Origin of the sequence: Acidiphilium sp. PA, assembly GCF_026191915.1 — a bacterium.
GTDB lineage: Bacteria > Pseudomonadota > Alphaproteobacteria > Acetobacterales > Acetobacteraceae > Acidiphilium.
In genome coordinates this window covers 386,842-407,624 of record NZ_JAIMBY010000002.1, presented here as the reverse complement: position 1 = coordinate 407,624, position 20,783 = coordinate 386,842, and the positions used below count along the sequence as shown (strand labels likewise).

General features: G+C 65.6%; 20 protein-coding genes. 7 read left to right on the top strand and 13 right to left on the bottom strand.

All coding sequences use genetic code 11. The features are described from left to right. Nucleotides 1-18: 18 nt before the first annotated feature. Genes recJ through AruPA_RS05465 form a run of 5 tightly spaced genes read right to left on the bottom strand, consistent with a single transcriptional unit; the run spans nucleotide 19 to nucleotide 6,060 of the window. Nucleotides 19-1,734: a single-stranded-DNA-specific exonuclease RecJ gene (gene recJ / locus AruPA_RS05485; RefSeq protein ID WP_265635634.1), complete on the bottom strand. Its 1,716-nt coding sequence runs from the start codon at nucleotides 1,732-1,734 to the stop codon at nucleotides 19-21. Between the two features lie 53 nt (nucleotides 1,735-1,787). Next, nucleotides 1,788-2,810, bottom strand: coding sequence for a class II fructose-bisphosphatase (gene glpX / locus AruPA_RS05480; RefSeq protein WP_265635633.1), 1,023 nt, complete (start codon nucleotides 2,808-2,810; stop codon nucleotides 1,788-1,790). Between the two features lie 30 nt (nucleotides 2,811-2,840). Further along, a complete protein-coding gene (locus AruPA_RS05475; RefSeq protein ID WP_265635632.1) occupies nucleotides 2,841-4,124 on the bottom strand; it encodes a homoserine dehydrogenase in 1,284 nt (427 codons plus the stop codon). After that, the gene (locus AruPA_RS05470; protein WP_265635631.1) at nucleotides 4,121-5,332 is read right to left on the bottom strand and encodes an LL-diaminopimelate aminotransferase; all 1,212 of its coding nucleotides are present in this window, start codon (nucleotides 5,330-5,332) and stop codon (nucleotides 4,121-4,123) included. Before AruPA_RS05470 ends, AruPA_RS05475 begins: the two co-directional genes overlap by 4 nt. Before the next feature lie 44 nt (nucleotides 5,333-5,376). Beyond that, nucleotides 5,377-6,060, bottom strand: a complete 684-nt coding sequence (locus AruPA_RS05465) for a hypothetical protein (protein ID WP_265635630.1) — start codon at nucleotides 6,058-6,060, stop codon at nucleotides 5,377-5,379. Between the two features lie 63 nt (nucleotides 6,061-6,123). Here AruPA_RS05465 and AruPA_RS05460 point away from each other — a divergent pair, with 63 nt between their 5' ends. The 6 genes from AruPA_RS05460 to AruPA_RS05435 are packed head-to-tail and all read left to right on the top strand — an operon-like array spanning nucleotide 6,124 to nucleotide 12,488. Continuing rightward, nucleotides 6,124-7,923, top strand: coding sequence for an alpha/beta hydrolase (locus AruPA_RS05460; protein ID WP_265635629.1), 1,800 nt, complete (start codon nucleotides 6,124-6,126; stop codon nucleotides 7,921-7,923). Continuing rightward, entirely contained in the window at nucleotides 7,920-9,005 is a 1,086-nt protein-coding gene (locus tag AruPA_RS05455) for a glycosyltransferase family 4 protein (RefSeq protein WP_265635628.1), read from the top strand. Before AruPA_RS05460 ends, AruPA_RS05455 begins: the two co-directional genes overlap by 4 nt. A 19-nt stretch (nucleotides 9,006-9,024) precedes the next feature. Next, on the top strand, nucleotides 9,025-10,326 hold the full coding sequence (locus AruPA_RS05450) for an O-antigen ligase (protein WP_265635627.1): 1,302 nt from the start codon (nucleotides 9,025-9,027) through the stop codon (nucleotides 10,324-10,326). Next, nucleotides 10,319-11,281: a GTP-binding protein gene (locus AruPA_RS05445; protein ID WP_265635626.1), complete on the top strand. Its 963-nt coding sequence runs from the start codon at nucleotides 10,319-10,321 to the stop codon at nucleotides 11,279-11,281. Before AruPA_RS05450 ends, AruPA_RS05445 begins: the two co-directional genes overlap by 8 nt. Next, the gene (locus AruPA_RS05440) at nucleotides 11,278-11,451 is read left to right on the top strand and encodes a hypothetical protein (RefSeq protein WP_265635625.1); all 174 of its coding nucleotides are present in this window, start codon (nucleotides 11,278-11,280) and stop codon (nucleotides 11,449-11,451) included. Before AruPA_RS05445 ends, AruPA_RS05440 begins: the two co-directional genes overlap by 4 nt. Then, nucleotides 11,448-12,488 (top strand): WD40 repeat domain-containing protein, encoded by a 1,041-nt coding sequence (locus AruPA_RS05435; protein ID WP_265635624.1) that lies wholly within the window; start codon nucleotides 11,448-11,450, stop codon nucleotides 12,486-12,488. Before AruPA_RS05440 ends, AruPA_RS05435 begins: the two co-directional genes overlap by 4 nt. A gap of 68 nt (nucleotides 12,489-12,556) precedes the next feature. On the opposite strand, the gene proB is transcribed toward AruPA_RS05435, so the two are convergent. The 6 genes from proB to AruPA_RS05405 all read right to left on the bottom strand — a co-directional run bounded on the left by proB (nucleotide 12,557) and on the right by AruPA_RS05405 (nucleotide 17,525). Beyond that, nucleotides 12,557-13,696, bottom strand: a complete 1,140-nt coding sequence (gene proB / locus AruPA_RS05430; RefSeq protein ID WP_265635623.1) for a glutamate 5-kinase — start codon at nucleotides 13,694-13,696, stop codon at nucleotides 12,557-12,559. Then, nucleotides 13,693-14,691, bottom strand: coding sequence for a GTPase ObgE (gene obgE / locus AruPA_RS05425; RefSeq protein WP_265635622.1), 999 nt, complete (start codon nucleotides 14,689-14,691; stop codon nucleotides 13,693-13,695). The genes proB and obgE overlap by 4 nt, the downstream gene beginning before the upstream one ends. 64 nt (nucleotides 14,692-14,755) lie before the next feature. After that, nucleotides 14,756-15,025, bottom strand: a complete 270-nt coding sequence (gene rpmA / locus AruPA_RS05420) for a 50S ribosomal protein L27 (protein WP_029310665.1) — start codon at nucleotides 15,023-15,025, stop codon at nucleotides 14,756-14,758. A gap of 15 nt (nucleotides 15,026-15,040) precedes the next feature. Further along, nucleotides 15,041-15,355: a 50S ribosomal protein L21 gene (gene rplU, locus AruPA_RS05415; protein WP_265635621.1), complete on the bottom strand. Its 315-nt coding sequence runs from the start codon at nucleotides 15,353-15,355 to the stop codon at nucleotides 15,041-15,043. Between the two features lie 341 nt (nucleotides 15,356-15,696). Next, nucleotides 15,697-16,530 (bottom strand): class I SAM-dependent methyltransferase, encoded by an 834-nt coding sequence (locus AruPA_RS05410; RefSeq protein ID WP_265635620.1) that lies wholly within the window; start codon nucleotides 16,528-16,530, stop codon nucleotides 15,697-15,699. After that, on the bottom strand, nucleotides 16,527-17,525 hold the full coding sequence (locus tag AruPA_RS05405; protein WP_408858572.1) for a ferritin-like domain-containing protein: 999 nt from the start codon (nucleotides 17,523-17,525) through the stop codon (nucleotides 16,527-16,529). Before AruPA_RS05405 ends, AruPA_RS05410 begins: the two co-directional genes overlap by 4 nt. Before the next feature lie 114 nt (nucleotides 17,526-17,639). Between AruPA_RS05405 and AruPA_RS05400 the strand changes: the two genes are divergently transcribed. After that, entirely contained in the window at nucleotides 17,640-18,962 is a 1,323-nt protein-coding gene (locus AruPA_RS05400; protein ID WP_322784382.1) for an amidase, read from the top strand. Between the two features lie 20 nt (nucleotides 18,963-18,982). Here AruPA_RS05400 and AruPA_RS05395 read toward each other — a convergent pair whose 3' ends face one another. Beyond that, nucleotides 18,983-19,987, bottom strand: a complete 1,005-nt coding sequence (locus AruPA_RS05395) for an MBL fold metallo-hydrolase (RefSeq protein ID WP_265635618.1) — start codon at nucleotides 19,985-19,987, stop codon at nucleotides 18,983-18,985. A 3-nt stretch (nucleotides 19,988-19,990) separates the two neighbouring features. After that, nucleotides 19,991-20,773 carry an SDR family oxidoreductase gene (locus AruPA_RS05390; RefSeq protein WP_265635617.1) on the bottom strand — a complete coding sequence of 261 codons (783 nt, stop codon included), beginning with the start codon at nucleotides 20,771-20,773 and terminating at the stop codon, nucleotides 19,991-19,993. Nucleotides 20,774-20,783: the final 10 nt, after the last annotated feature.

Here is a 20,783-nt window from a genome sequence, read left to right as displayed (position 1 = left end):
CGGAGTGGGATTATCGGGTCAAGCCGGGCTCGCGTCCTGCAGGATCAGGCTGGTGGTGGTTTTGCCGTTCCAGCGTTCGGCGCGGATATGCCCCGCCAGATGCAGCGGTGTGCCGGAGCGGTCGAGCAGTGCCGTGGTCAGGGCATCGTCCTTGGCGCGGAACAGCATGGTCTTCAGCCGCCCGCCCGCCTCGCCGTCGACATAGGCGCGAATGGTCGTTTCGGTCCGGCCGATGCGGTCGGCGCGGACCACCCGCGCGCGCGGGATCACAAAAATCGGCTCGGCATTGCCGGCGCCGAACGGGCCGAGCCGGGCGATTTCGCCGGCGATCGCCTCGGTCGCGCCGGTCACGGCGATCGCGCCATCCAGGCTGAGATCTGCGGCCGCTGGCAGCATCGCCGCACCGGCGAGCCGCTCGTTCAGAAACGCGTGCAGGGCATCGAGTTTACCGGCATCAAGCGTAAAGCCCGCCGCCATCGCGTGGCCGCCGCCGCGCGTCAGCAGGCCGAATTCCCGTGCGGCGATGATGGCGCTGCCCAGATCGATGCCCACGATCGAACGGCCCGAACCGGTTGCCCGCCCCTGGCTGATCCCCGCGACCAGTGCCGGCCGGTTGAACGCCTCCTTGATCCGCCCGGCTACGATGCCGACCACGCCGGGGTGCCAGTCATCACCGGCGATCAGCGCCACAGCCGCCCCGGCCGCAAACTGCGACTCGGCGCGCTGCAGCGCGGTGTCGAGCAGATCAGACTCGACCGCCTGGCGCTGGCGGTTGATGTCATCGAGCCGTTTGGCGATGTCCATCGCCTGCGCCGGATCGGCGGCGAGCAGCGCCCGCAGTCCCAGATCGGCCTGATCGATCCGCCCGGCGGCGTTGATGCGCGGGCCGAGCGCGAAACCACAGGTCATCGCGCCGGGCGCCTCGGTCACGCCGGCGACATCGAGCAGGGCGGCAATGCCGGGCCGGGCGCGCCGGGCCATGATTTTCAACCCCTGGCTGACCAGCGCGCGGTTCACGCCGGTCAGCGGCATCACGTCGCACACGGTTGCCAGCGCGACCAGATCGAGCATCGCGATCAGATCGATCTCGCGCCGCGCGGTGAAAAAACCGCGCCGGCGCAACGTGCGCTGCACCGCGATCAACGTGAGAAACACAATGGTCGCCGCGCAGACATTATTCAGCCCGGACCGATCATCGAGCCGGTTCGGATTGACCGTGGCGACAATGGTGGGTGGCGGACCTTCGAGCTTGTGGTGATCAAGCACGATCGCATCGGCGATGCCGTACAGCGCCGCGAGGGCCTGATGCGCGGCGGCACCGCAGTCGACGCACACGATCAGCCGCGCCCCCTGCCCCGCCAATGCCAGCAGCGCCGCTGCGTTCGGCCCATAGCCCTCGCGGATCCGGTCCGGCACGTAATTGATCGTGGCAAGCCCGAGCGCACCCAACCCGAGTGCCATCAGCGCGCCGCTGCACGCGCCATCGACGTCGTAATCGCCAAAAATCGCGACCGTCTCACCCGCCTGAACCGCATCGGCGAGGCGTGCCGCCGCCGTGTCCATATCGATCAGAACCGAGGGATCGGGCAGATAGGCGCGCAAGGTCGGGTCCAGAAAATCGGCCGCCTGCTCGGCCGCAACCCCCCGCGCCGCCAGCAGCCGCCCCAGCAGTTCGGGGGCAGCCAGGCGCTGTGCGATCGCCTGCGCGGTCCGCTCTTCCGCGGGCCGCCACACCCAGCGCCGCCCGGTCAGGCTGTGTGCGACGCCAAGCGCCGGTTCGGGCTCGATCAGGAGGCGTGTCCCGCCTTGGGTTCACCCGCCGGCTTGCTTTCGACCCATGTCTTGGTTTCAAAATTATGCCGCGCCTCGATCGTTCGGACGGTGCCGGACTTCGAGCGCATCACGGTGGAATGGGTAATGGCGCCCGTGCCGAACCGGCGCACGCCGCGCAGCATCGGGCCGGAGGTGACGCCGGTCGCCGCAAACATCACATTGCCGCGCGCCATCTCATCCAGGTTATAAATCCGGTGCGGATCACTGATACCCATGCCGCGGGTGCGTTCGATCTGGGCATCGTCCTCATAGAGCAACCGCCCCTGCATCTGCCCGCCGATGCAGCGCAGCGCCGCAGCCGCCAGCACGCCTTCCGGCGCCCCACCGGAGCCGATGAACAGGTCGATGCCGGTTTCCGGCTGCGAAACCGCGATCAGGCCCGAAACGTCGCCATCGCCGATCAGGCTGATCCGCGCGCCCGCCTCACGGCACTGCGCGATCATTTCGGCGTGCCGCTCACGATCGAGCGTGCAGACCATCAGATCGGAAATATCGCATTTTTTCGCCCGCGCGAGGTTGCGCAGATTCTCGCGCACCGAGGCGTTGAGCGTCACCACGCCTGTCGGCAGCCCGGGTCCCACCGCGATCTTGTCCATATAGATGTCCGGCGCGTGCAGGAAATTGCCGCGCTCGGCGAGCGCGATCACGGCGATTGCATTCGGTGCGCCCTTCGCGGTCACATAGGTGCCTTCGAGCGGATCGACCGCGATATCCATTTCCGGCCCGCCGGCGCCGACCCGCTCACCGATATAGAGCATCGGCGCCTCGTCCATCTCGCCCTCGCCGATCACGACGAGTCCGTTGATCGCCACCGCGTTGAACGCCTGGCGCATGGCGCCCACCGCCGCGCCATCCGCGCTGTTCTTGTCACCCCGACCAATCCAGAGCGAGGCGGCCAGGGCCGCCGCTTCGGTGACGCGGACCAGTTCGAGGGCAAGGTTCCGGTCAGACTGGCTGGGCGATTTGTCGGTTGTCATGGCGCTTCTTTCCTGGGGCTGTCTTAGAATTCAGGCGGTTTCAATGCGGATCAGCGCGGGCGGTTCCTGTACCGATTGAAGGGCGGCCAGCCGCGTGATCGCCGCTGCCATCGCGGCTTCCTGTGTCACATGCGTCACCAGGACCACCGCCACCGCATCGCCGGGGCTGCGACCATGCTGCAACATCGATTCCAGCGAAATCCCGTGGTCGCGCAGCACCGCCGTCACATCGGCGATCACGCCTGGCTGGTCGACCACCATCAGGCGCAGAAAATACGCGCCACGATGTGCCGCCATCGGCACCGGCGCGCGCTGCGCCAGGGCGTGCGAGGCAACGCCCAGCATCGGGGCGGCACGACCGCGCGCCAGATCGATCAGATCGGCGACCACGGCCGAAGCGGTCGGCCCCGCGCCCGCACCACGCCCTTGTAGAACGATCTGGCCGACCGGATCGCCCTCGATCACCACGGCATTGTTCACACCATCGACGCCGGCGAGCGGTGCGGCCAGCGGCACCATGGCCGGGTGTACGCGCGTCTCGATACCGGCATCGGTCGCGCGGGCGATGCCGAGCAGTTTGATGCGGTAGCCGAGCTCTTCGGCGAACGCGATATCCAGCGCGCTGACGCCCCTGATGCCCTCCACATGCACGGCACCGAAATCGACCTCCCGGCCGAACGCGATCGCCGCCAGAATGGCGAGTTTATGCGCGGTGTCGATGCCATCGATATCGAACGACGGGTCGGCCTCCGCATACCCCTGGGCCTGCGCATCGGCCAGCACCGTCGCGAAATCGAGCTTTTCGGCGCGCATGCGGCTGAGGATGTAGTTGCAGGTGCCGTTGAAAATACCGGTGACACCGGTAATCCGGTCACCGGCCAGCCCCTCGCGCAGCGCCTTGATGACCGGAATGCCGCCGGCTACCGCCGCCTCGAACCGGATGCTGGCACCCTCGATCGCGCCAAGCGTGCCGCCGCGCATCGCGACCAACGCCTTGTTCGCGGTTACGACCGGCTTGCCGGCTGCCACGGCCGCCATCACCAGATCATGCGCCGGCCCATTCGCCCCGCCGATCAGTTCGACCACCACATCGACCTGCGCATCCGCGGCCAGGGCAACCGGATCATCGTACCAGCGCATACCCTCGAGCGACACACCCCGCGCGCGGTCGCGGTCGCGCGCCGAGACCGCCACCACGTTGATCTTCCGTCCCGCGCGCGCCTCGATCAGCGCGGCGTGATCGGCCAGCAACCGCACGACACCCGCCCCGACCGTGCCGAGCCCGGCAATGCCGACCGCCAGCGCCTGCGTCATACCGCCTCGGTCTCCGCCGCCGCCGGTGCGTTGCCGGGTGCCATGAAGCCACGGATATTCCGCACCGCCTGACGCAGCCGATGCGTGTTTTCGACCAGCGCGATCCGCACATGCGTATCGCCGTACTCGCCGAACCCGATACCGGGCGCCACCGCGACCTTCGCACGCTCGAGCAGGAGTTTGGAAAAATCGACGGAACCCAGATGCGCATAGCGCGCGGGGATCGGCGCCCAGGCGAACATCGACCCCGCAGGGCTCGGCACGTCCCACCCCGCCTGAGCCAGGCCCTTGATCAGCACGTCACGCCGCTCCTTATAGAGGACGCGCATCTGCTCGACGCATTCCTGCGGTCCGTTCAGTGCTGCCGTCGCCGCCACCTGGATCGGCGTGAAGGCGCCGTAATCGAGGTAGGATTTCATTCGCGCCAGCGCCGAGATCAGCCGCGGATTCCCCGCGGCAAATCCCATCCGCCACCCGGGCATCGAATAGGTCTTCGACATCGAGGTGAACTCGACGGTGAATTCCTTGGCGCCGTTGACCTGCAGGACCGAAGGGGGCGGCTCACCCTCGAAATAGATCTCCGCATAGGCCAGATCGGACAGGATAAAGATTTCGTGCTTGCGGGCAAAGGCGACGATGTCTTTGTAAAAATCGAGCGTTGCCAGATAAGCCGTTGGATTTGAAGGAAAATTGACAATCAATGCCGTCGGCCGCGGCACCGAATGTTTCACCGCGCGCTCCAGCGCGTGCAGCATGGTCTCATCCGGCGTCGCCGGCACCGAGCGCACCGACGCACCCGCGATGATGAAGCCGAACTGATGGATCGGATAGGACGGGTTCGGCACCAGAATGGTATCACCCGGCGAGGTGATCGCATTGGCCAGATTGGCCAGACCCTCCTTCGAGCCGAGGGTTGCGATGACTTCGGTATCCGGGTTGAGCTTCACGCCGAATCGGCGATCGTAATAGGCGGCAAGGGCCCGGCGCAGACCGGGAATGCCCTTGCTGGTCGAATAGCGATGGCTGCGCGGATCGGCGACGGTCTCGATCAGCTTGGCCACGATATGCGGCGGCGTGGCGCTGTCGGGGTTGCCCATGCCGAGGTCGATAATGTCTTCCCGCGCGTTGCGCGCCGCCGCCTTGGCCTGATTGACCTCGGCGAACACATAGGGTGGCAGGCGGCGGATGCGGTGGAATTCCTCGGTCATGGTCGGTCCTGGCGAAGGTGAAACAAGATTATTGTTGCGACTGCTTATTCCGTTGCTCCGGCATATAGCAGTTGCGCCGCACCACCGCGACCTGCGGTGAGCGCTTCGATGCGAATGGCCGATACCGGCACCCCGGCCGCGCTGAGGGCATCGCCGATGGCGGTTGCCCGCAGCAACGCGAGCTTCAACCCGGCCTGGGTGCGGTCCGGCGCGAACCCCATCGCAACCACCGGTGCGGCGCCGGCAGCCGGCGTCGCCGCGCGCCGGGCGGCGAGCGCGCGCAATGCCGCGCGATCCCGGTGGGACAGGATCGCCCGATTCGGCTCGAATCCGACCAGAACGGGCGGCGGCGGCACGGCGGCCCGTGGGGCCGGTTGTGGCGGAACCACCGGGGTCTCGCCGGGCACGGGCATGGCATTCTGATGATGATTGGCCGCCAGCAATTGCTGGCGGACCGCGCGCTGCACCGTGGGCGACAATACCGGAGGCTTGGCCGGCACCGATGCCAGGTTGGGGAATTTGGCATCCAGCCCCGGCGCGGGCGGCGGGTTATGCCCGATCACGCCGCCTTCGTAACGATGATATGCGGTGAGCGGATCATACGTCGCGCATCCGGCGAGCGTTGCAACCGCGAGCAGCGCGATCGTACCGCCCAGGTGCCGGCGCCGCGCGCCTTTCATGCGGCGCTGCACCATTTCGGGCTTCCGTGAAACTTGGGTATAGACCATTCCGGCTCCTCGCTCAGCAAACCTCTCTCTAGCGCCTCGCTCACGGAGCCGAAAGGAGTACCCATGGCCGACCAGCAAAATCCCGAACCCGGCAAGCTGCCGCTACCTGACCCCGCGGTTTATTCCCGCACCATGGCGGACATCGGTGCCCGATCCCAGCGCATCGTCGGTGACTGGCTGCAGCGCCAGTCCGACCGCGGGATGACGGTCGATCCTTTGAACATCGGTGGCGCCTTCATGGAAATGACCGCCCGCCTGATCGCCGACCCCGCCAAGCTGATCGATGCGCAGATGGGCTTCTGGCAGGACTACATGACGCTGTGGCAGCATTCGACGCGTCGCCTGATGGGCATGCAGACCGCACCGGTCATCCCGGCCGACCCCAAGGACAAGCGCTTCGCGGATGCGGGCTGGAGCCAGAGCGAGATATTCGACTTCATCCGCCAGAGTTATCTGCTCTCTGCCCGTTTCGTCCAGGACGTGGTCAAGCGCGTCGATGGACTCGACCCGAAGACCGCGCAGAAGGTCGATTTTTATTCCCGTCAGTTTATGGACGCGATGAGCCCGTCGAACTTCGCGCTGACCAATCCGCAGGTTTTGCGCAAGACCATCGAGTCGGGCGGCGAGAATTTGATGCGCGGCCTGCAGAACCTGCTCCGCGACCTCGAAGCCGGTCACGGCAAACTGCACATCCGCATGACCGATACCGATCAGTTCAGTGTCGGCGGTAATATCGCGGTCAGTCCGGGCAAGGTTATTTTCCGCAACGATCTGATGGAGCTGATCCAGTACGCGCCGACCACGGAAACCGTCATCAAGACGCCGCTGGTCATCTTTCCGCCCTGGATCAACAAATTCTACATCCTCGACCTCAAGCCGAAAAACAGCTTCATCCGCTGGGCGGTTGAACAGGGCCACACCGTGTTCGTGGCAAGCTGGGTCAACCCCGATGAGCGCCTCGCCGCCAAGGATTTCGTCGACTACATGAACGAGGGTGTGTTCGCAGCACTCGACGCGATCGAAGCGGCGACCGGCGAACGCACGGTCAATGCGGTCGGCTATTGCCTCGGCGGCACGCTGCTGGCCGCAACCCTTGCGGTGATGGCGGCGCGCAACGACAAGCGCATCAAATCCGCCACCTTCCTGGTCACCCTGACCGACTTCACCGACGTCGGTGAACTCGGCGTGTTCATCGACGAGGAACAGCTTGGCGCGCTCGAGGATAAAATGAACAGGCGCGGCTATCTCGAAGGTTCCGAAATGGCGACAACCTTCAACATGCTGCGCTCGAACGATCTGATCTGGAGCTTTGTCGTCAACAACTACCTGCTGGGCAACGATTCGTTCCCGTTCGACCTGCTCTACTGGAATTCGGACTCCACCCGCATGCCGGCCGCGATGCATTCATTTTATCTGCGCAACATGTACCAGAAGAACCGCCTGATCGAGCCGGGCGGCATCACCCTCGACAACACCAGTGTCGATCTGCGGCGCATCACAATTCCGGTCTATTTCCTGTCCTGCCGCGAGGATCACATCGCACCCTGGGCGAGCACCTACAAGGCCACCCAGGTGATGGCGGGGCCCAAGCGCTTCGTGCTCGCCGCTTCGGGCCATATCGCGGGCGTCGTCAATCCGCCCGGCAGCGGTAAATACAATCATTTCGTCAACGACGCCCTGCCCGAAGCCGCCGCCGACTGGATGGACGGTGCCACCGAGGTTGCCGGCTCCTGGTGGCCGGATTGGCAGCGCTGGCTGGCGCCGCGCGAAAAAGCCCGCGTTGCCGCCCGCATCCCCGGCAGCGGCAAGCTGCGCGCGCTCGCCGATGCCCCGGGCGAATACGTCAGAGTCCGCGCTGCTTGAAGACTGGACGCGCGCCTCGCGGCATCGCCATGGTGCTGCCGGCGAGCGAGGGCTTCGCGCCAGACCGTGCCGGCGCGATCGCTCTGGTGGTCCAGCGCCTGGCCCGTGCCGCCTCCGCCTGCGTTATCGGCCGCGCCGAACCCGATGTCTTTCCCGGCATTGACTTTCGCGCGGCGCACGGCCGGCCGCCGCTCATGTATGGCATGAACGTCCTGCGCCACCTGCTCGCCCTGCAGCCCGCCAGCATCGAAATCCACCAGCAACCCCGCCTCGCCGCCACGATCGCGCGCGTGATGCCCCGCTCGCGCGTGATGCTGTTCATTCATAACGACCCGCTCACGATGCGCGGCCTGAAGCGCGCCAAACAGCGCGCCCGTATGCTGACGCGTCTGCACCGGGTGATCTGCGTTTCGACCTATCTTGCCGAGCGCTTCGGCACGGCGCTTCCGCCCGGCCTGCGCCTCGATCCCGCGCACCGCCCGATCGCATTGCCCAACCCGCTGACCCTCGCCGAACTGCCGCCGCAGGCAGCCCCGCGCGGCCGTACCATCCTGTTCGCCGGCCGCATCGTCGAACCCAAGGGGATCGCCGATTTTATCACCGCCTGCGCCAGCGCCCTGCCCCATCTGCCAGGGTGGCGTGCGACCATCATCGGCGGCGACCGGTTTGGCCCGAACAGCATGGAAACGCCGTATGTCGCCGCCATGCGCGCTGCCGCCAGAGCCGCCGGCATCGGCTTCGCCGGCTACCGTCCCCACGCCGACGTGCTGGCGGCCATGGCCACGGCCGCCATCGTCGCCGTGCCGTCGCGCTGGCCGGAACCGTTCGGCCTCACCGCCCTCGAGGCGATGGCCAGCGGCGCCGCTCTGATCGCCACCCGCACCGGCGGGCTGCCCGAGGTTACCGGCGATGCCGCCATTCTGATCGAGCCGGGCGATGCCGCTGGCCTCGCCGCCGCGATCACCGCGCTCGCCACCGATGAGCATGCCCGCGAAGCGCGCGCCGCCGCCGGCATCGCCCGCGCCCGCAGCTTCGACACGCCGGTGATCGCTGCCCGCCTGCAGACATTGCGTGGCGAATAAACGTCGCTATGACCGCGTCATGACCGCCAAGCGTATCGCCCGCCTCGCCGCCCTGCTGCTGCCGTTCTGCCTGCTCTATGCGCGCGCCGGCGCTGAACTCACAATCGGGTCGATCGACCTTGCCTTTCTGGCCCACAGCGTCCGCAGCCGCAATTTCGCCTGGGCACGGCGGCCCTGGTTCATCATCGCGCTGCTCTGGTGGGCCGCCGAAATCCTCGCCTCCACCCCGATCCCGGCACTGGGGCTCGGCCCCGCCGGCTGGAAATCGCTGTCGCAGGCGATCGTGCTGATCCGCCTGCTGCTCCTGCCGGCCGGTCTCGCCTGGGCGCTCGACACGCAGGCGGCGCGAAGCCGGTTCTGGCTCGCAATCGCCATCGCGGAGGGCTGGATTCTGCTGCAATGCTGGCAACAGGCGATCATCGGCGTCAACATCTTCGGCGACCATCGTTGGCCGGATGGCGCCCTGACCGGCCCGTTCTGGGCGCCCCGCGCCGGACCGCCCTACGCCCATCTGCTGTTCCTGGTCGCGCTGCCGATCATCGCAGCACTCATCGCCCGGCGCGGCATCGCCCCGAAATGCGCCGCTGCGGGGATCGGCATCATCGGCTTCGCCACCGCCCTCATCATCGGCCAGCGCATGCCCTTTCTGCTCGCCGGCCTCGGCCTCGCGGTCACGGCGCTCGCCTTCCGCCCGGTGCGGCTGCCGGCCATCGCACTCGGCATTCTGGTTCTGCTCGCCATCCCGGCGCTGAAACTCGTCTCCCCGCCGAGTTTCGACAAGCTGGTGCTCGAAACCACGCATCAGGTGCAGCATTTCGCGCTCAGCCCCTATGGTGAGCTCTACACCCGCGCCACCGTGATGATCGAACGATCCCCCTGGCATGGCTATGGCTTCAACGGGTTCCTGTATTTCTGTCCGCAATCACGGTTCGATGCCGGCCTGCCCGCGCTCGGCATCGGCCCGACCGACCTCGCCCGCGGCGCCTGCAACATCCACCCGCATAATTTCTACCTCCAGGCCGCCATCGAGGCCGGCATCGGTGGTTTGCTGCTATTTGCCGCCCTCAACCTCGCCTGGCTGATCGAACTCGGCCGCGGCATCCTGCGCCAACCGATGAAACTGGGCGCTTTCATCGGTGTGCTCACCTATGCTTGGCCGCTGGCCTCGACCGATAATTTCGCGGTCCTGCCGATGGCCGGATGGCTGTTCGTCATGCTCGGCCTGGGCCTCGCGCTGCCGCAATCTGGCCCCGCCGAGCCGGAGCGCCTATATGCAGGCCAACCACGTCAACCCGCCATGACAGGATCAAGCCATGACTGACCTCGTCCCGGTCACCGTCCTCACCGGCTTTCTCGGTGCCGGCAAGACCACCTTGCTCAATCGCATTCTCACCGAAAACCACGGCAAGCGCTACGCCGTCGTGATCAACGAGTTCGGTGAACGCGGCGTCGACAACGACCTCGTGGTCGACACCGACGAGGAAGTGTTTGAAATGAACAACGGCTGCATCTGCTGCACCGTGCGCGGCGATCTCATCCGGATCATTGGCGGGCTGATGAAGCGGCGCGGCAAGTTCGACGGCATCATCGTCGAGACCACCGGCCTCGCCAACCCGGCACCGGTCGCGCAGACCTTCTTTGTCGATGAAGACGTCAAGGCAAAAACCCGCCTCGATGCCATCGTCACCGTGGTCGACGCGAAGAACCTGCCCGCCCGCCTCGCCGACAGCCCCGAGGCGACCGAACAGATCGCGTTCGCCGACGTCATCGTGCTCAACAAGCTCGACCTCGTAACGCCGGATGAACGCGCTGCGGTCGAAGCCCGCATCCGCACCATCAACCGCTATGCCGAGATCCATCACGCCACCAAATCGGATGTCGCGGCCGACAAGCTGCTCGGGATCAACGCCTTCAGCCTTGACCGCGTCCTCGAATCCGTCCCCGATTTTCTCGATGACGATGCCCACACCCATGACGAGCACATGACCAGCATCAGCCTCGCCACCAAAACGCCGCTCGATGCCGAAAAATTCAACGCCTGGATCGGCGGTGTTCTCGCCACCCAGGGCCAGGACATTCTGCGCACCAAGGGCATTCTCGATTTCGCCGGCGAAGACCGCCGTTTCGCGTTCCAGGCCGTGCACATGATGGCCGATGGCGATTACATCCGCCCCTGGAAGCCGGGCGAGGACCGTGAAAGCCGCATCGTGTTCATCGGCCGCGACCTCAATCGGCCGCAGTTGCGGCGGGGATTTGAGAGCTGTGTCGCGGCATGAGCGAAGTCAGCAAAGGGAAGACTTCTTTTTTTGAAAACGCAAGCAAAAAAATTTCCGTCCCTGGGACCGTGCCCGTGAAACCCCCCGTGACCAAAACGAATAAAAGTTTTTTGCTTCTTTTTTACAAAAACGAAGCCCTTCCCTTCCCTTCAAATGGCCTGCCACTATGAGCAACACCATTGCCGGCCCGAACGACCTCCTGGAAAGGCGCGGCACCACCCGCGCTGCGGATGCCTTCGTCACCGCCGCCTGTTTCAACCGCGCCAGCACGCATTTCGCGGCAAGCCTGGGTGATGGGCGCGTCGCGGTGCACGCCATCGCCGCCGCCACCTGGCACGAACACGAACTGCACGATGGCGCCGTGCTCACCATCGCGCCGGACATCGATGCCACCGGCTTCCTCACCGGCGGCGATGACGGGCAGCTTCGCCGGATCGACGCCGATAGCGTCACGCCGATCGCCGCCTACGGCATGAAATGGGTCGAACACGTCGTATCCATCCCCGACCGCAAAGCCCCGATGCGCGCGGCGGCGGTCGGGCGCAACATCATGCTGCTCGATGCCCAGGGCGCGTTGCTGCGCAGCCTCGCCCATCCATCGACCGTCTCCGGCATCGCCATCGATGCCAAGTTCCGCCGCATCGCCGCCTCGCACTACAACGGCGCCTCGCTCTGGTTCGTCCGCTCGGAAAACGCCAAGCCGCATGTGCTGGAATGGAAAGGCAGCCACATCGGCGTCGCCCTCCATCCTGACCTCAGCGCCATCACCACCGCGATGCAGGAAAACGCCCTGCACGGCTGGAAATTGCCGGACGGCCAGCACATGCGCATGAGCGGGTATCCCAGCAAACCGGAATCCCTGGGCTTCACCAGATCAGGCAAATGGCTCGCCAGTGCCGGTGCCGAAGCGATCATTCTCTGGCCGTTCTTCGGCGGCGGCCCGATGGGCAAAGCCCCGCTCGAACTTGCCGCCTCGGACAGTATCGTCAAACGCATCGCCTGCCACCCGCAGACCGAAGTCGTCGCCGGCGGCTATGCGGATGGCACCGTTGTGGTCGCTGATATCGCGCGCGAACGTGTTCTTCCGGTTGCAGCACCCGGCCACGGCCCGATTTCCGCCCTCGCCTGGAGCCCGGACGGTGCCCGGCTTGGTTTCGGTACGGAAACCGGCTTCCTCGCCGTGATCGATTTCTCGGCCAGAAGCTGAAACGGATTTCGAGCCCCCGTTCAGCCTCGGCACCAACCGGTCATCGGGCCATGAGCGCCGCCGCGCGGCTATCGCGCATCCACGCTCATCAACACAAGGTCATCCCGGTGGACAATCTCGTCGCGACCGCGCCAGCCCAACAGCGCCTCGATTTCATCGGTCTGATGCCGCGCGATCAGCCGTGCCTCCGCCGCCGAATACGCGGCCAGGCCGCGCGCCAGGGCAACATTGTCGGGTGCGAGAATCTCCACCGCATCGCCGCGCTCGAATTCACCCGCAACCGTCACCACCCCGGCCGGCAGCAACGATGACCCCCGCGTGATCGCCCGCGCCGCCCCGGCATCCACATGCAGCCGGCCCATCGGCGCCAGCGATCCCGCGATCCAGCGTTTGCGCGCCGAACGACCGCCCGGCTGCGCCAGAAACCAGGTACACCGCGCCCCCGCCTGCAGCGCCGCCAACGGATGCGCCACATGCCCCAGCGCCACCGCCATCGCGCAGCCGGCCTGAGTTGCGATCCGCGCCGCCACGAGTTTCGTGCGCATGCCGCCCGAGGAGAAACCCGGCGGCGGTGCGCCGCCCATGGCCTCGATTTCGGGGGTCAGCGCCTCGATCACCGGCAGATGCCGCGCCGCCGGATCGCGCTTCGGATCGGCGGTATAGAGCCCGTCGATGTCGGACAGCAGCACCAGTTGATCCGCCTCGACCATTTCGGCGACCCGCCCGGCCAGCCGGTCGTTATCGCCGAACCGGATCTCGCCGGTCGCCACCGAATCATTCTCGTTGATCACCGGTACCGCACCCAGTTCCAGCAGCGTCCGCAGGGTTGCCCGCGCGTTCAGATATCGCCGCCGATCCTCGGTATCGTCCATCGTCAGCAGCAACTGCGCCGCGACCAGCCCATGCGCCGAGAGCGCCTCGCTCCACGCTTGCGCCAGGCGGATCTGCCCGACCGCCGCCGCCGCCTGCTTCTCTTCCAGCCGCAAACGCGGCTGCATCAACCCCAACTGCCGCCGCGCCAGCGCGATCGCGCCGGATGAAACCACGATCACGCCCACACCGCGTGCCCGCAAGGCGGCGATATCTTCGGCCATGCCATGCAACCAATCCGTCCGTGGCAGAGCCGCGACCGGATCGACGATCAACGCCGAGCCGATCTTGACCACCAGCAGCTTCGCCTCGGTCAGGCTCGGCGCCGGCCGGCTCATTTGCGGTTCCCGGTCACCATGGTGAACACCGCGCGCAATACCTCATCGACGCCCATCCGCGCGGCCGCCGACATCACCATCACCGGCGCGCCGGAGGCTTTGGCCAAGGCCGCCTTGCGCGATGAAATCTCGCGCGGGCTCATGGCGTCCATCTTGTTCAGCACGATCAACTCCGGTTTGGTGCTCAATCCCCCGCCATACGCATCCAACTCACCGCGAATGGTCCGCCAGGCATCCACCACATGCCCCGCCGCCCCATCGATCAGATGAATCAGCGCCGCACAGCGCTCGACGTGGCCTAAAAACCGGTCTCCCAGCCCCGCGCCATCATGTGCGCCCTCGATCAAGCCGGGGATGTCCGCGAGGACGAATTCCTCGGTCATGGACAGCCGCACGACCCCGAGTTGCGGGTGCAGCGTGGTGAACGGATAGTCCGCGATCTTTGGCCGTGCCGCCGAAGCCGCCGCCAGAAACGTCGATTTCCCGGCATTGGGCAATCCGACCAGCCCGGCATCGGCGATCAGTTTCAGCCGCAACCAGACCCAGCGCTCCTCGCCCGGCCAGCCCGGATCGGCCCGGCGTGGCGCCCGGTTGGTCGATGTCTTGAACATCGCATTGCCATGCCCCCCATCGCCACCGCGCAGAAGCACGATGCGCATGCCGGGCTTGTCGAGATCGGCCAGCAGGGTTTCGCGGTCATCGTCGAAAATCTGTGTGCCGATCGGTACCTTGATCAGCATGGTCGGTGCGGCCGCCCCGGTGCAGTCGCGGCCGGCGCCGTTGCCGCCCTTGCGCGCGCGGAAATGCTGCGTGTAGCGAAAATCGAGCAGCGTGTTCAGATTCTCGACCGCCTCGAACACAATATCGCCGCCGCGCCCGCCGTTGCCGCCATCCGGTCCGCCGAATTCGATGTATTTCTCCCGCCGGAACGCGACGACGCCGTTGCCGCCATCACCCGAGCGCAGATAAATCTTGGCTTGATCCAGAAACTTCATAACAATTCACACACGAAAAAGGCCGGCGCGAGCCGACCTTCCCCGAACCCAAAAGGAGGTCGGCTTATTCGGCCGCGATCGCCAGCGGTTCCACCGAAACCGAAACCCGGCCTTCGGCGCGGCGCGCGAATTTCACGCGGCCATCGACCAGCGCGAAAATCGTATGGTCACGCCCGAGCCCGACATTGGTGCCCGGCTTCACCTTGGTGCCGCGCTGACGGATGATGATATTGCCGGCAACCACCTGCTCATCGCCAAATTTTTTCACGCCCAGACGACGCCCGGCCGAGTCGCGGCCATTGCGTGACGAACCGCCGGCTTTTTTATGTGCCATCGAAAACTCCTCTGATCAGGCTGCGTTGATGCCGGACACGCGCAGCACGGTGACATGCTGGCGATGGCCGTTCTTGCGGCGGCTGTTCTGCCGGCGACGCTTCTTGAAAATGATCACCTTGTCCAACCGATCCTGCGCGATCACGGTCGCGGTCACGGTCGCACCCTCGACGATCGGCTTGCCCAGCGTCACGCCCGCTTCGCCGCCCAGGGCGAGCACATCGGTGAACGTCACCGTGCTGCCGGCCTCGGCTTCGAGCTTCTCAACCTTCAACACGGCGTCCGGTACGACGCGATATTGTTTTCCGCCGGTGCGGATCACTGCGAACATCGATAAGGTCCAATTCTAGCTACAAGCCACGAGGGCAGACAAGGAAACAGGATATCAGGCGATCAAAAAGAAAGGCGCGCGAAACCTTTCGGAATCGCGGCGTTGAGCGGGTTTATAGTCGCAAGTGCCCAACTGTCAATCAAACACCGGCGAAACCTCGGCACAATCCCCGCGGACGCCGCAAAAGGCCAGATCGCCGGGCCACTCGATCCGCCAGCATGCGCTCGCACGGGCGTAACCGCTGTGGGTGCCGCCACGTCAACAAACAACGGCAAGTCTTCGTACTCCGGTCGGGTCCGATCATCGATGGAAGATGGATCAATCGCGCCCTCGGCTATCGATCAGCTGCGCCGCGCCGTTATCAAATGCACGGTCGCCCGCAGCCGCGCGTTGCGGTCCGCGTAGTCGGGCAATGCCGCACGAAACGCCGCCACCAGTTCAGCGCGTGTTGCGGCATCCGCCTGTTTTTCATCGATCAGCGCACCTGCCGGTCCCATCGTCGCCGCGACTTGCGCCTCATCATCGAGCGATTTGCCGATCAGCGTCACCGGTTCGGGCCGCACCGCAATGTCGGTAAAGCCGGCACCGCTCAGGATCTCCGTTACATAGGCCGGATCGTCGAACGCCAAAGGCCCCGGCGCATGGGGTGCGCGCGGTTTCGGCGGGCCGAGGCGCTCGATCGCGAGGCGCAGCGGCACCGCCCAATGCAGATTATCCGCAATCGGCGCCCAGGCCACGCAGACCAGACGGCCTCCCGGCTTGACCGCCCGATACAGATTACGGAATGCTCCCAGCGGGTCCTCGAAAAACATGATTCCGAACCGCGACGTCAGCAGGTCGAAAACGCGTTCGAACGGCGCAGTCGCTGCATCCGCTTCGGTCAATGTCACGTTGCGCTGCGCCGCGAGCGTCATCCGCGCGACATCCAGCATCGGGCGCGACACGTCGACCGCGGTAACATGACCCGAAGAACCCACCGCATCGGCCAGCCGCGCTGTGGTCGTGCCGGTACCGCAGCCGATCTCGAGCACGCGCTCACCCGGGCGCGGTCGCGCGCGCGCCAGCAGCATATCCTCGATACCGGTCAACCGCGCCTCCATCGCCCCCTGGATGCGGACCCATTTTGGACCCGCGACCTCATTCCAGTAGGCGATCTGGCGTGCGTTATCGGTCACGCCGCTTGCACGGCTGGGGTGGCATCTTTGCGTTTCGGCACGAATCGCAGGGCAATGCGCACCAGTGTCGGCAGCGTCGTTGGCCGCAATAGGCGCGAATCGTAGCCCGAAAACCGCCGGTCGTTCTCCTCCAGGCAAATGCGCATCAGGTCGAACACCTTGATGTCCTCGTTGCTGACCGCCTTCGACCCATTGACCGTGAAATTATTATCCTGCGGCTTGCCCGCTTTCTTGCCTTCGGGGCCGTCATCGATGCCACGCGCAATGCCGATCCGCTCCCAGCCCAGAAACGCATACACTGCCGCCACCCGCATCTCGAACCAGATCCGCTTATGGATCGGCAGATTGGCCCGGTGCCACGCCACCCAATTGGCGAACAACAATATATGCCGGCATTCCTCCTGGATCACCGGCTCGAAGGTCTCGACCAGTTCCGCCGGGAAAAATCCCGAACGCTTGGCAAGTTCGAACAGACCGAACGCGAAGAAACTATCGATGCACTCGGAATATCCGGTCACCATATAAGCCCATTCCGGATCGCGCGGCTCGACGTAGGGCGGCTCAGGCTCCAGCGGAATCCCGTAGACCTCGACCAGTCTGGACAGCACCTCCTTGTGGCGGTTCTCCTCCCAGCCGTTCAGCTCGATCGTCTTGCCCATATCGGGGTCGATCGCCATCAACTGCCGGGCATAGGCCGCCATCCGCAGCCGTGCCTTGCCCTCGGTCTGCACGGCGATATCCCAGATCGGCAGCGAGGTAATTTTGTCCTGCGTCTCCTGATCCAGCTTCGGCCATGCGAGCACCGAAGGCTTGTACGGATTGAACGTCTCGTGAAACATCGTGCACATGGCGCGCTTGTGCGCTTCCGACCCCGGTTTGATCGGGCCGCGCTCCTTGCTGGTCCAATACCGCGCGGTCTGGTCGGCGGCATCGACCGTGCGGGGATCGATCCGCGATAGATCGGGCATCGAAAGATCAGGAGTCGTGACACTCATCGGATGGTTGTCCTTGTTGGTCGATCGTTTGGTCTGAGCATGAGTCTAGGCTGATGTGCCGGATGTTCAAGCCGGACATCGGGCGAACGGCAGGGGAGGACGGTCTTCTTTTTTGTGAACAAAAAAGAAGCAAAAAAACTCCACTCGTTTGGGCCCGCGCCGGTTCCAACGCCCGTGCCCAGAGTCAAAAAGTTTTTTGCTTCTTATTTTCAAAAAAGAAGTCTTTCCTCTATCTGGCTCCCTTCCCCCAATTCCAGCAACCCATGCTACACCCACTTCATGAGCACCCTCGCCGAACATGCCGACCATGGTCTGATCAAATCCCTCGATATTCCCGGCAATCCCGATGGTCCGCTGGCCGGAATTGATGTGGTCGTCAAGGATCTGTTCGATATCGCCGGCGAAGTCACCGCGTTCGGCAATCCGGAATGGGGCCAGCGCCACGGCAAGGCGCTTGCTCATGCCTGGATCGTCCAGCGCCTGCTCGATGCCGGGGCCCGTATCACCGGCAAGACGACAACCGTCGAACTCGCCTTCGGCATGGAAGGCCGCAACATCCACTATGGCACGCCGATCAACCCGGCCGCGCCCGATCGTCTCCCCGGTGGCTCCTCCTGCGGTTCGGTCGCGATGGTCGCGGGCCACCGCGCCATGGTCGGCATCGGTTCGGATACCGGCGGCTCGGTTCGAATCCCTGCCAGCTACTGCGGCCTGTACGGACTGCGCCCCACCCATGGCATCATCAGCCTCGCCGGCGCCGCTGCCCTCGCGCCGAGTTTCGACACGCCGGGCTGGTTCGCGCGCGATGCCGCAACCATGCTCAGAATCGGCGAGGCGCTGCTCCCCCCGGCAAAACCGCTTTCCACCGTATTCCTGAAAGTCGGGCCCGCCTTCGCCAACGCCGACCCCGCGGTCAGCGCGGCGCTCGAAGCAATCATCGAACAGCTGGGTCCGATGCCGGCGATCGACCCCGCGCCCGAAGGGCTCGACGTCATCCTCGCGGCACAGCGCGCCGTGCGCGACCGTGAAACCTGGGCAACGCTGGGGGGCTTCATCGAAACCAATCCCACGCTCGACCCCGTGATTGCCGGCCGCTTCGCCGCCACCAAGGCCGCGACCGCCGCCGCCGCTGAAGCCGGGCTGCTGGTTCGCCGCAGCTTCACCGCCCGCATGAACGCCCTGCTTGAAGGCGGCGCGATCCTGGTGCTGCCCACCTCGCCCTGCCCGGCGCCGCGGCGCGATGCCGATCAGCCCAGCCTCGAGATCGTCCGCGACCGCACCATCCGGGTCGGCATCATCGCCGCCTTCCCCGGCCTGCCGGAACTGACCATTCCGGTCGCCCGCGTCGACGGCGCACCGGTCGGCCTGTCGTTCATCGCCGGTCCCGGCCGCGATCTCGCCCTGCTCGAACTGGCGGCCGATCTCAATCTCGCCTGAGGGCGATGTGACGTCCGCCCTTATTCAGGTTTGAGGCTGAACCGGCGCGTCTCTCCGAAATCGAGCGTGGTGAACCGCTCATCCGCCAACCCCGCCGCCGCCCGCGCGGCAGCCAGATCGATCAGCGGCGCGTCGATCGCCTCGTCGGTCAGTTGAAATGTGCCAAAATGCATGCCCACCGCCTGGCGGGCCTGCAGATCGTGAAACGCCGTCACCGCATCGGCGGGATTCATGTGAACATTGCCCATGAACCAGCGCGGCTCATAGGCACCGATCGGCAACAGGGCCAAATCCGGCGCCCCGAGCTGTTCGCGGATCTGACTGAAATAACGCGTATAGCCCGTATCCCCGGCGACATAGAGCTTCGCCCCGCGATGATCCAGAAAAAACCCGCCCCATAACGTCATGTTCCGATCGCGCAGCGTGCGCGCCGCGAAATGCCGCGCCGGCGTCAGCGTGATCAGCGTGTCCCGCAGCGTCGCGCTCTGCCACCAGTCCAATTCGGTGACAGGGCCGAGCCCTTTCGCTTCCAGCCACGCTTTGTTGCCGAGTGGCGCGAAAATCGGTGTCGCACCAAATCGCCGCCGCAACGCGCGCAGCGCCGGGATATCGCAATGGTCATAATGATTATGCGACAACAAAATACCATCCGGCCTGGGCAGCGCCGCCATCGCCTGCCCCGGTGCGCGGACGCGGCGCGGTCCTGCAAACGAAACAGGCGAGCAGCGCTGCGAAAACACCGGATCGCTCAGCAGCGTCACACCATCGAGCCGCAGCATGAAGCTGGAATGACCGATGAACGTCAGCTCAAGTGTGCCAGGCGCGACCGCCCCGCCCGGCGGCGGATACGGCGTATTCGGCACATGCGCGGGCCATGTCGCGCGCTCCTCGCGCCGCGTTACCCAGCGCAGGAGCGGAAATCGCCCGCTGGGCCGGTCGATCGCCTCGTCGGGCGACCGCCGCACCACACCCTCGGGGTTGAAAAACACGCGACCGTCAAAATGGTCGGAAACCGGATATGCCAAGGCTCACCCGAACGCCGCGTTGGAGGCACCGCCGTCGAGCAGCAGATTCTGCCCGACGATGAAGCCCGATTGCGCGGCACATAAAAACGCGCAGGCGTCGCCAAACTCCTCCGGCGTGCCCACCCGCCCGGCCGGATTCGCCTTGGCCCGCAGCGCAATCTCCTCCTCGGCACTCCGACCGGCCGCCTTCGCCGCCGTCGCCGCATTGTCGCGCAGCCGATCGGTCAGAAACGGCCCCGGCAGAATATTGTTGATCGTCACATTATGCCGCGCCACCTGCCGCGCCAGCCCCGCGACAAACCCGGTCAGCCCCGCCCGTGCACCGTTCGATAAGCCGAGCATCGGAATCGGCGTCTTGACGGCTGCCGAAGTAATATTCACCACCCGGCCGAATTTGCGCGCAATCATGCCATCGATCGTCGCGCGGATCAGCGCAATCGGCGTCAGCATGTTCGCCTGCAACGCCGCCTGCCAATCGGCATCGCTGAAATTGCGAAAATCGCCGGCGGGCGGGCCGCCAGCGTTGGTGATCAGAATATCCGGCTCCGGGCACAACCCGAGCGCCACCGCCCGGCCCGCCTCGGTCGTGATATCGCCCACCGCCATCGCAACCTTCACGCCGGTGGTCGCCGCGATCATCGCCGCGGTGTCGGCCAGAGCGGTCTCGCCGCGCGCCGTGATCACCAGATCGACCCCCTCGCGCGCCAGCGCCAGCGCGGTCGCCCGGCCCAGCCCCTTGCTCGCCGCGCATACGATCGCCCGCTTGCCGCGCAACCCTAAATCCATCGCCCCTCGC

Bases quoted from the DNA above. Each gene is read 5' to 3' on its own strand.
- glpX (WP_265635633.1), bottom strand. From the start codon at position 2,810: ATGACAACCGACAAATCGCCCAGCCAGTCTGACCGGAACCTTGCCCTC.
- AruPA_RS05475 (WP_265635632.1), bottom strand. From the start codon at position 4,124: ATGACGCAGGCGCTGGCGGTCGGCATTGCCGGGCTCGGCACGGTCGGG.
- AruPA_RS05470 (WP_265635631.1), bottom strand. From the start codon at position 5,332: ATGACCGAGGAATTCCACCGCATCCGCCGCCTGCCACCCTATGTGTTC.
- AruPA_RS05465 (WP_265635630.1), bottom strand. From the start codon at position 6,060: ATGGTCTATACCCAAGTTTCACGGAAGCCCGAAATGGTGCAGCGCCGC.
- AruPA_RS05460 (WP_265635629.1), top strand. From the start codon at position 6,124: ATGGCCGACCAGCAAAATCCCGAACCCGGCAAGCTGCCGCTACCTGAC.
- AruPA_RS05450 (WP_265635627.1), top strand. From the start codon at position 9,025: ATGACCGCCAAGCGTATCGCCCGCCTCGCCGCCCTGCTGCTGCCGTTC.
- AruPA_RS05445 (WP_265635626.1), top strand. From the start codon at position 10,319: ATGACTGACCTCGTCCCGGTCACCGTCCTCACCGGCTTTCTCGGTGCC.
- AruPA_RS05440 (WP_265635625.1), top strand. From the start codon at position 11,278: ATGAGCGAAGTCAGCAAAGGGAAGACTTCTTTTTTTGAAAACGCAAGC.
- AruPA_RS05435 (WP_265635624.1), top strand. From the start codon at position 11,448: ATGAGCAACACCATTGCCGGCCCGAACGACCTCCTGGAAAGGCGCGGC.
- proB (WP_265635623.1), bottom strand. From the start codon at position 13,696: ATGAGCCGGCCGGCGCCGAGCCTGACCGAGGCGAAGCTGCTGGTGGTC.
- obgE (WP_265635622.1), bottom strand. From the start codon at position 14,691: ATGAAGTTTCTGGATCAAGCCAAGATTTATCTGCGCTCGGGTGATGGC.
- rpmA (WP_029310665.1), bottom strand. From the start codon at position 15,025: ATGGCACATAAAAAAGCCGGCGGTTCGTCACGCAATGGCCGCGACTCG.
- rplU (WP_265635621.1), bottom strand. From the start codon at position 15,355: ATGTTCGCAGTGATCCGCACCGGCGGAAAACAATATCGCGTCGTACCG.
- AruPA_RS05405 (WP_408858572.1), bottom strand. From the start codon at position 17,525: ATGAGTGTCACGACTCCTGATCTTTCGATGCCCGATCTATCGCGGATC.
- AruPA_RS05390 (WP_265635617.1), bottom strand. From the start codon at position 20,773: ATGGATTTAGGGTTGCGCGGCAAGCGGGCGATCGTATGCGCGGCGAGC.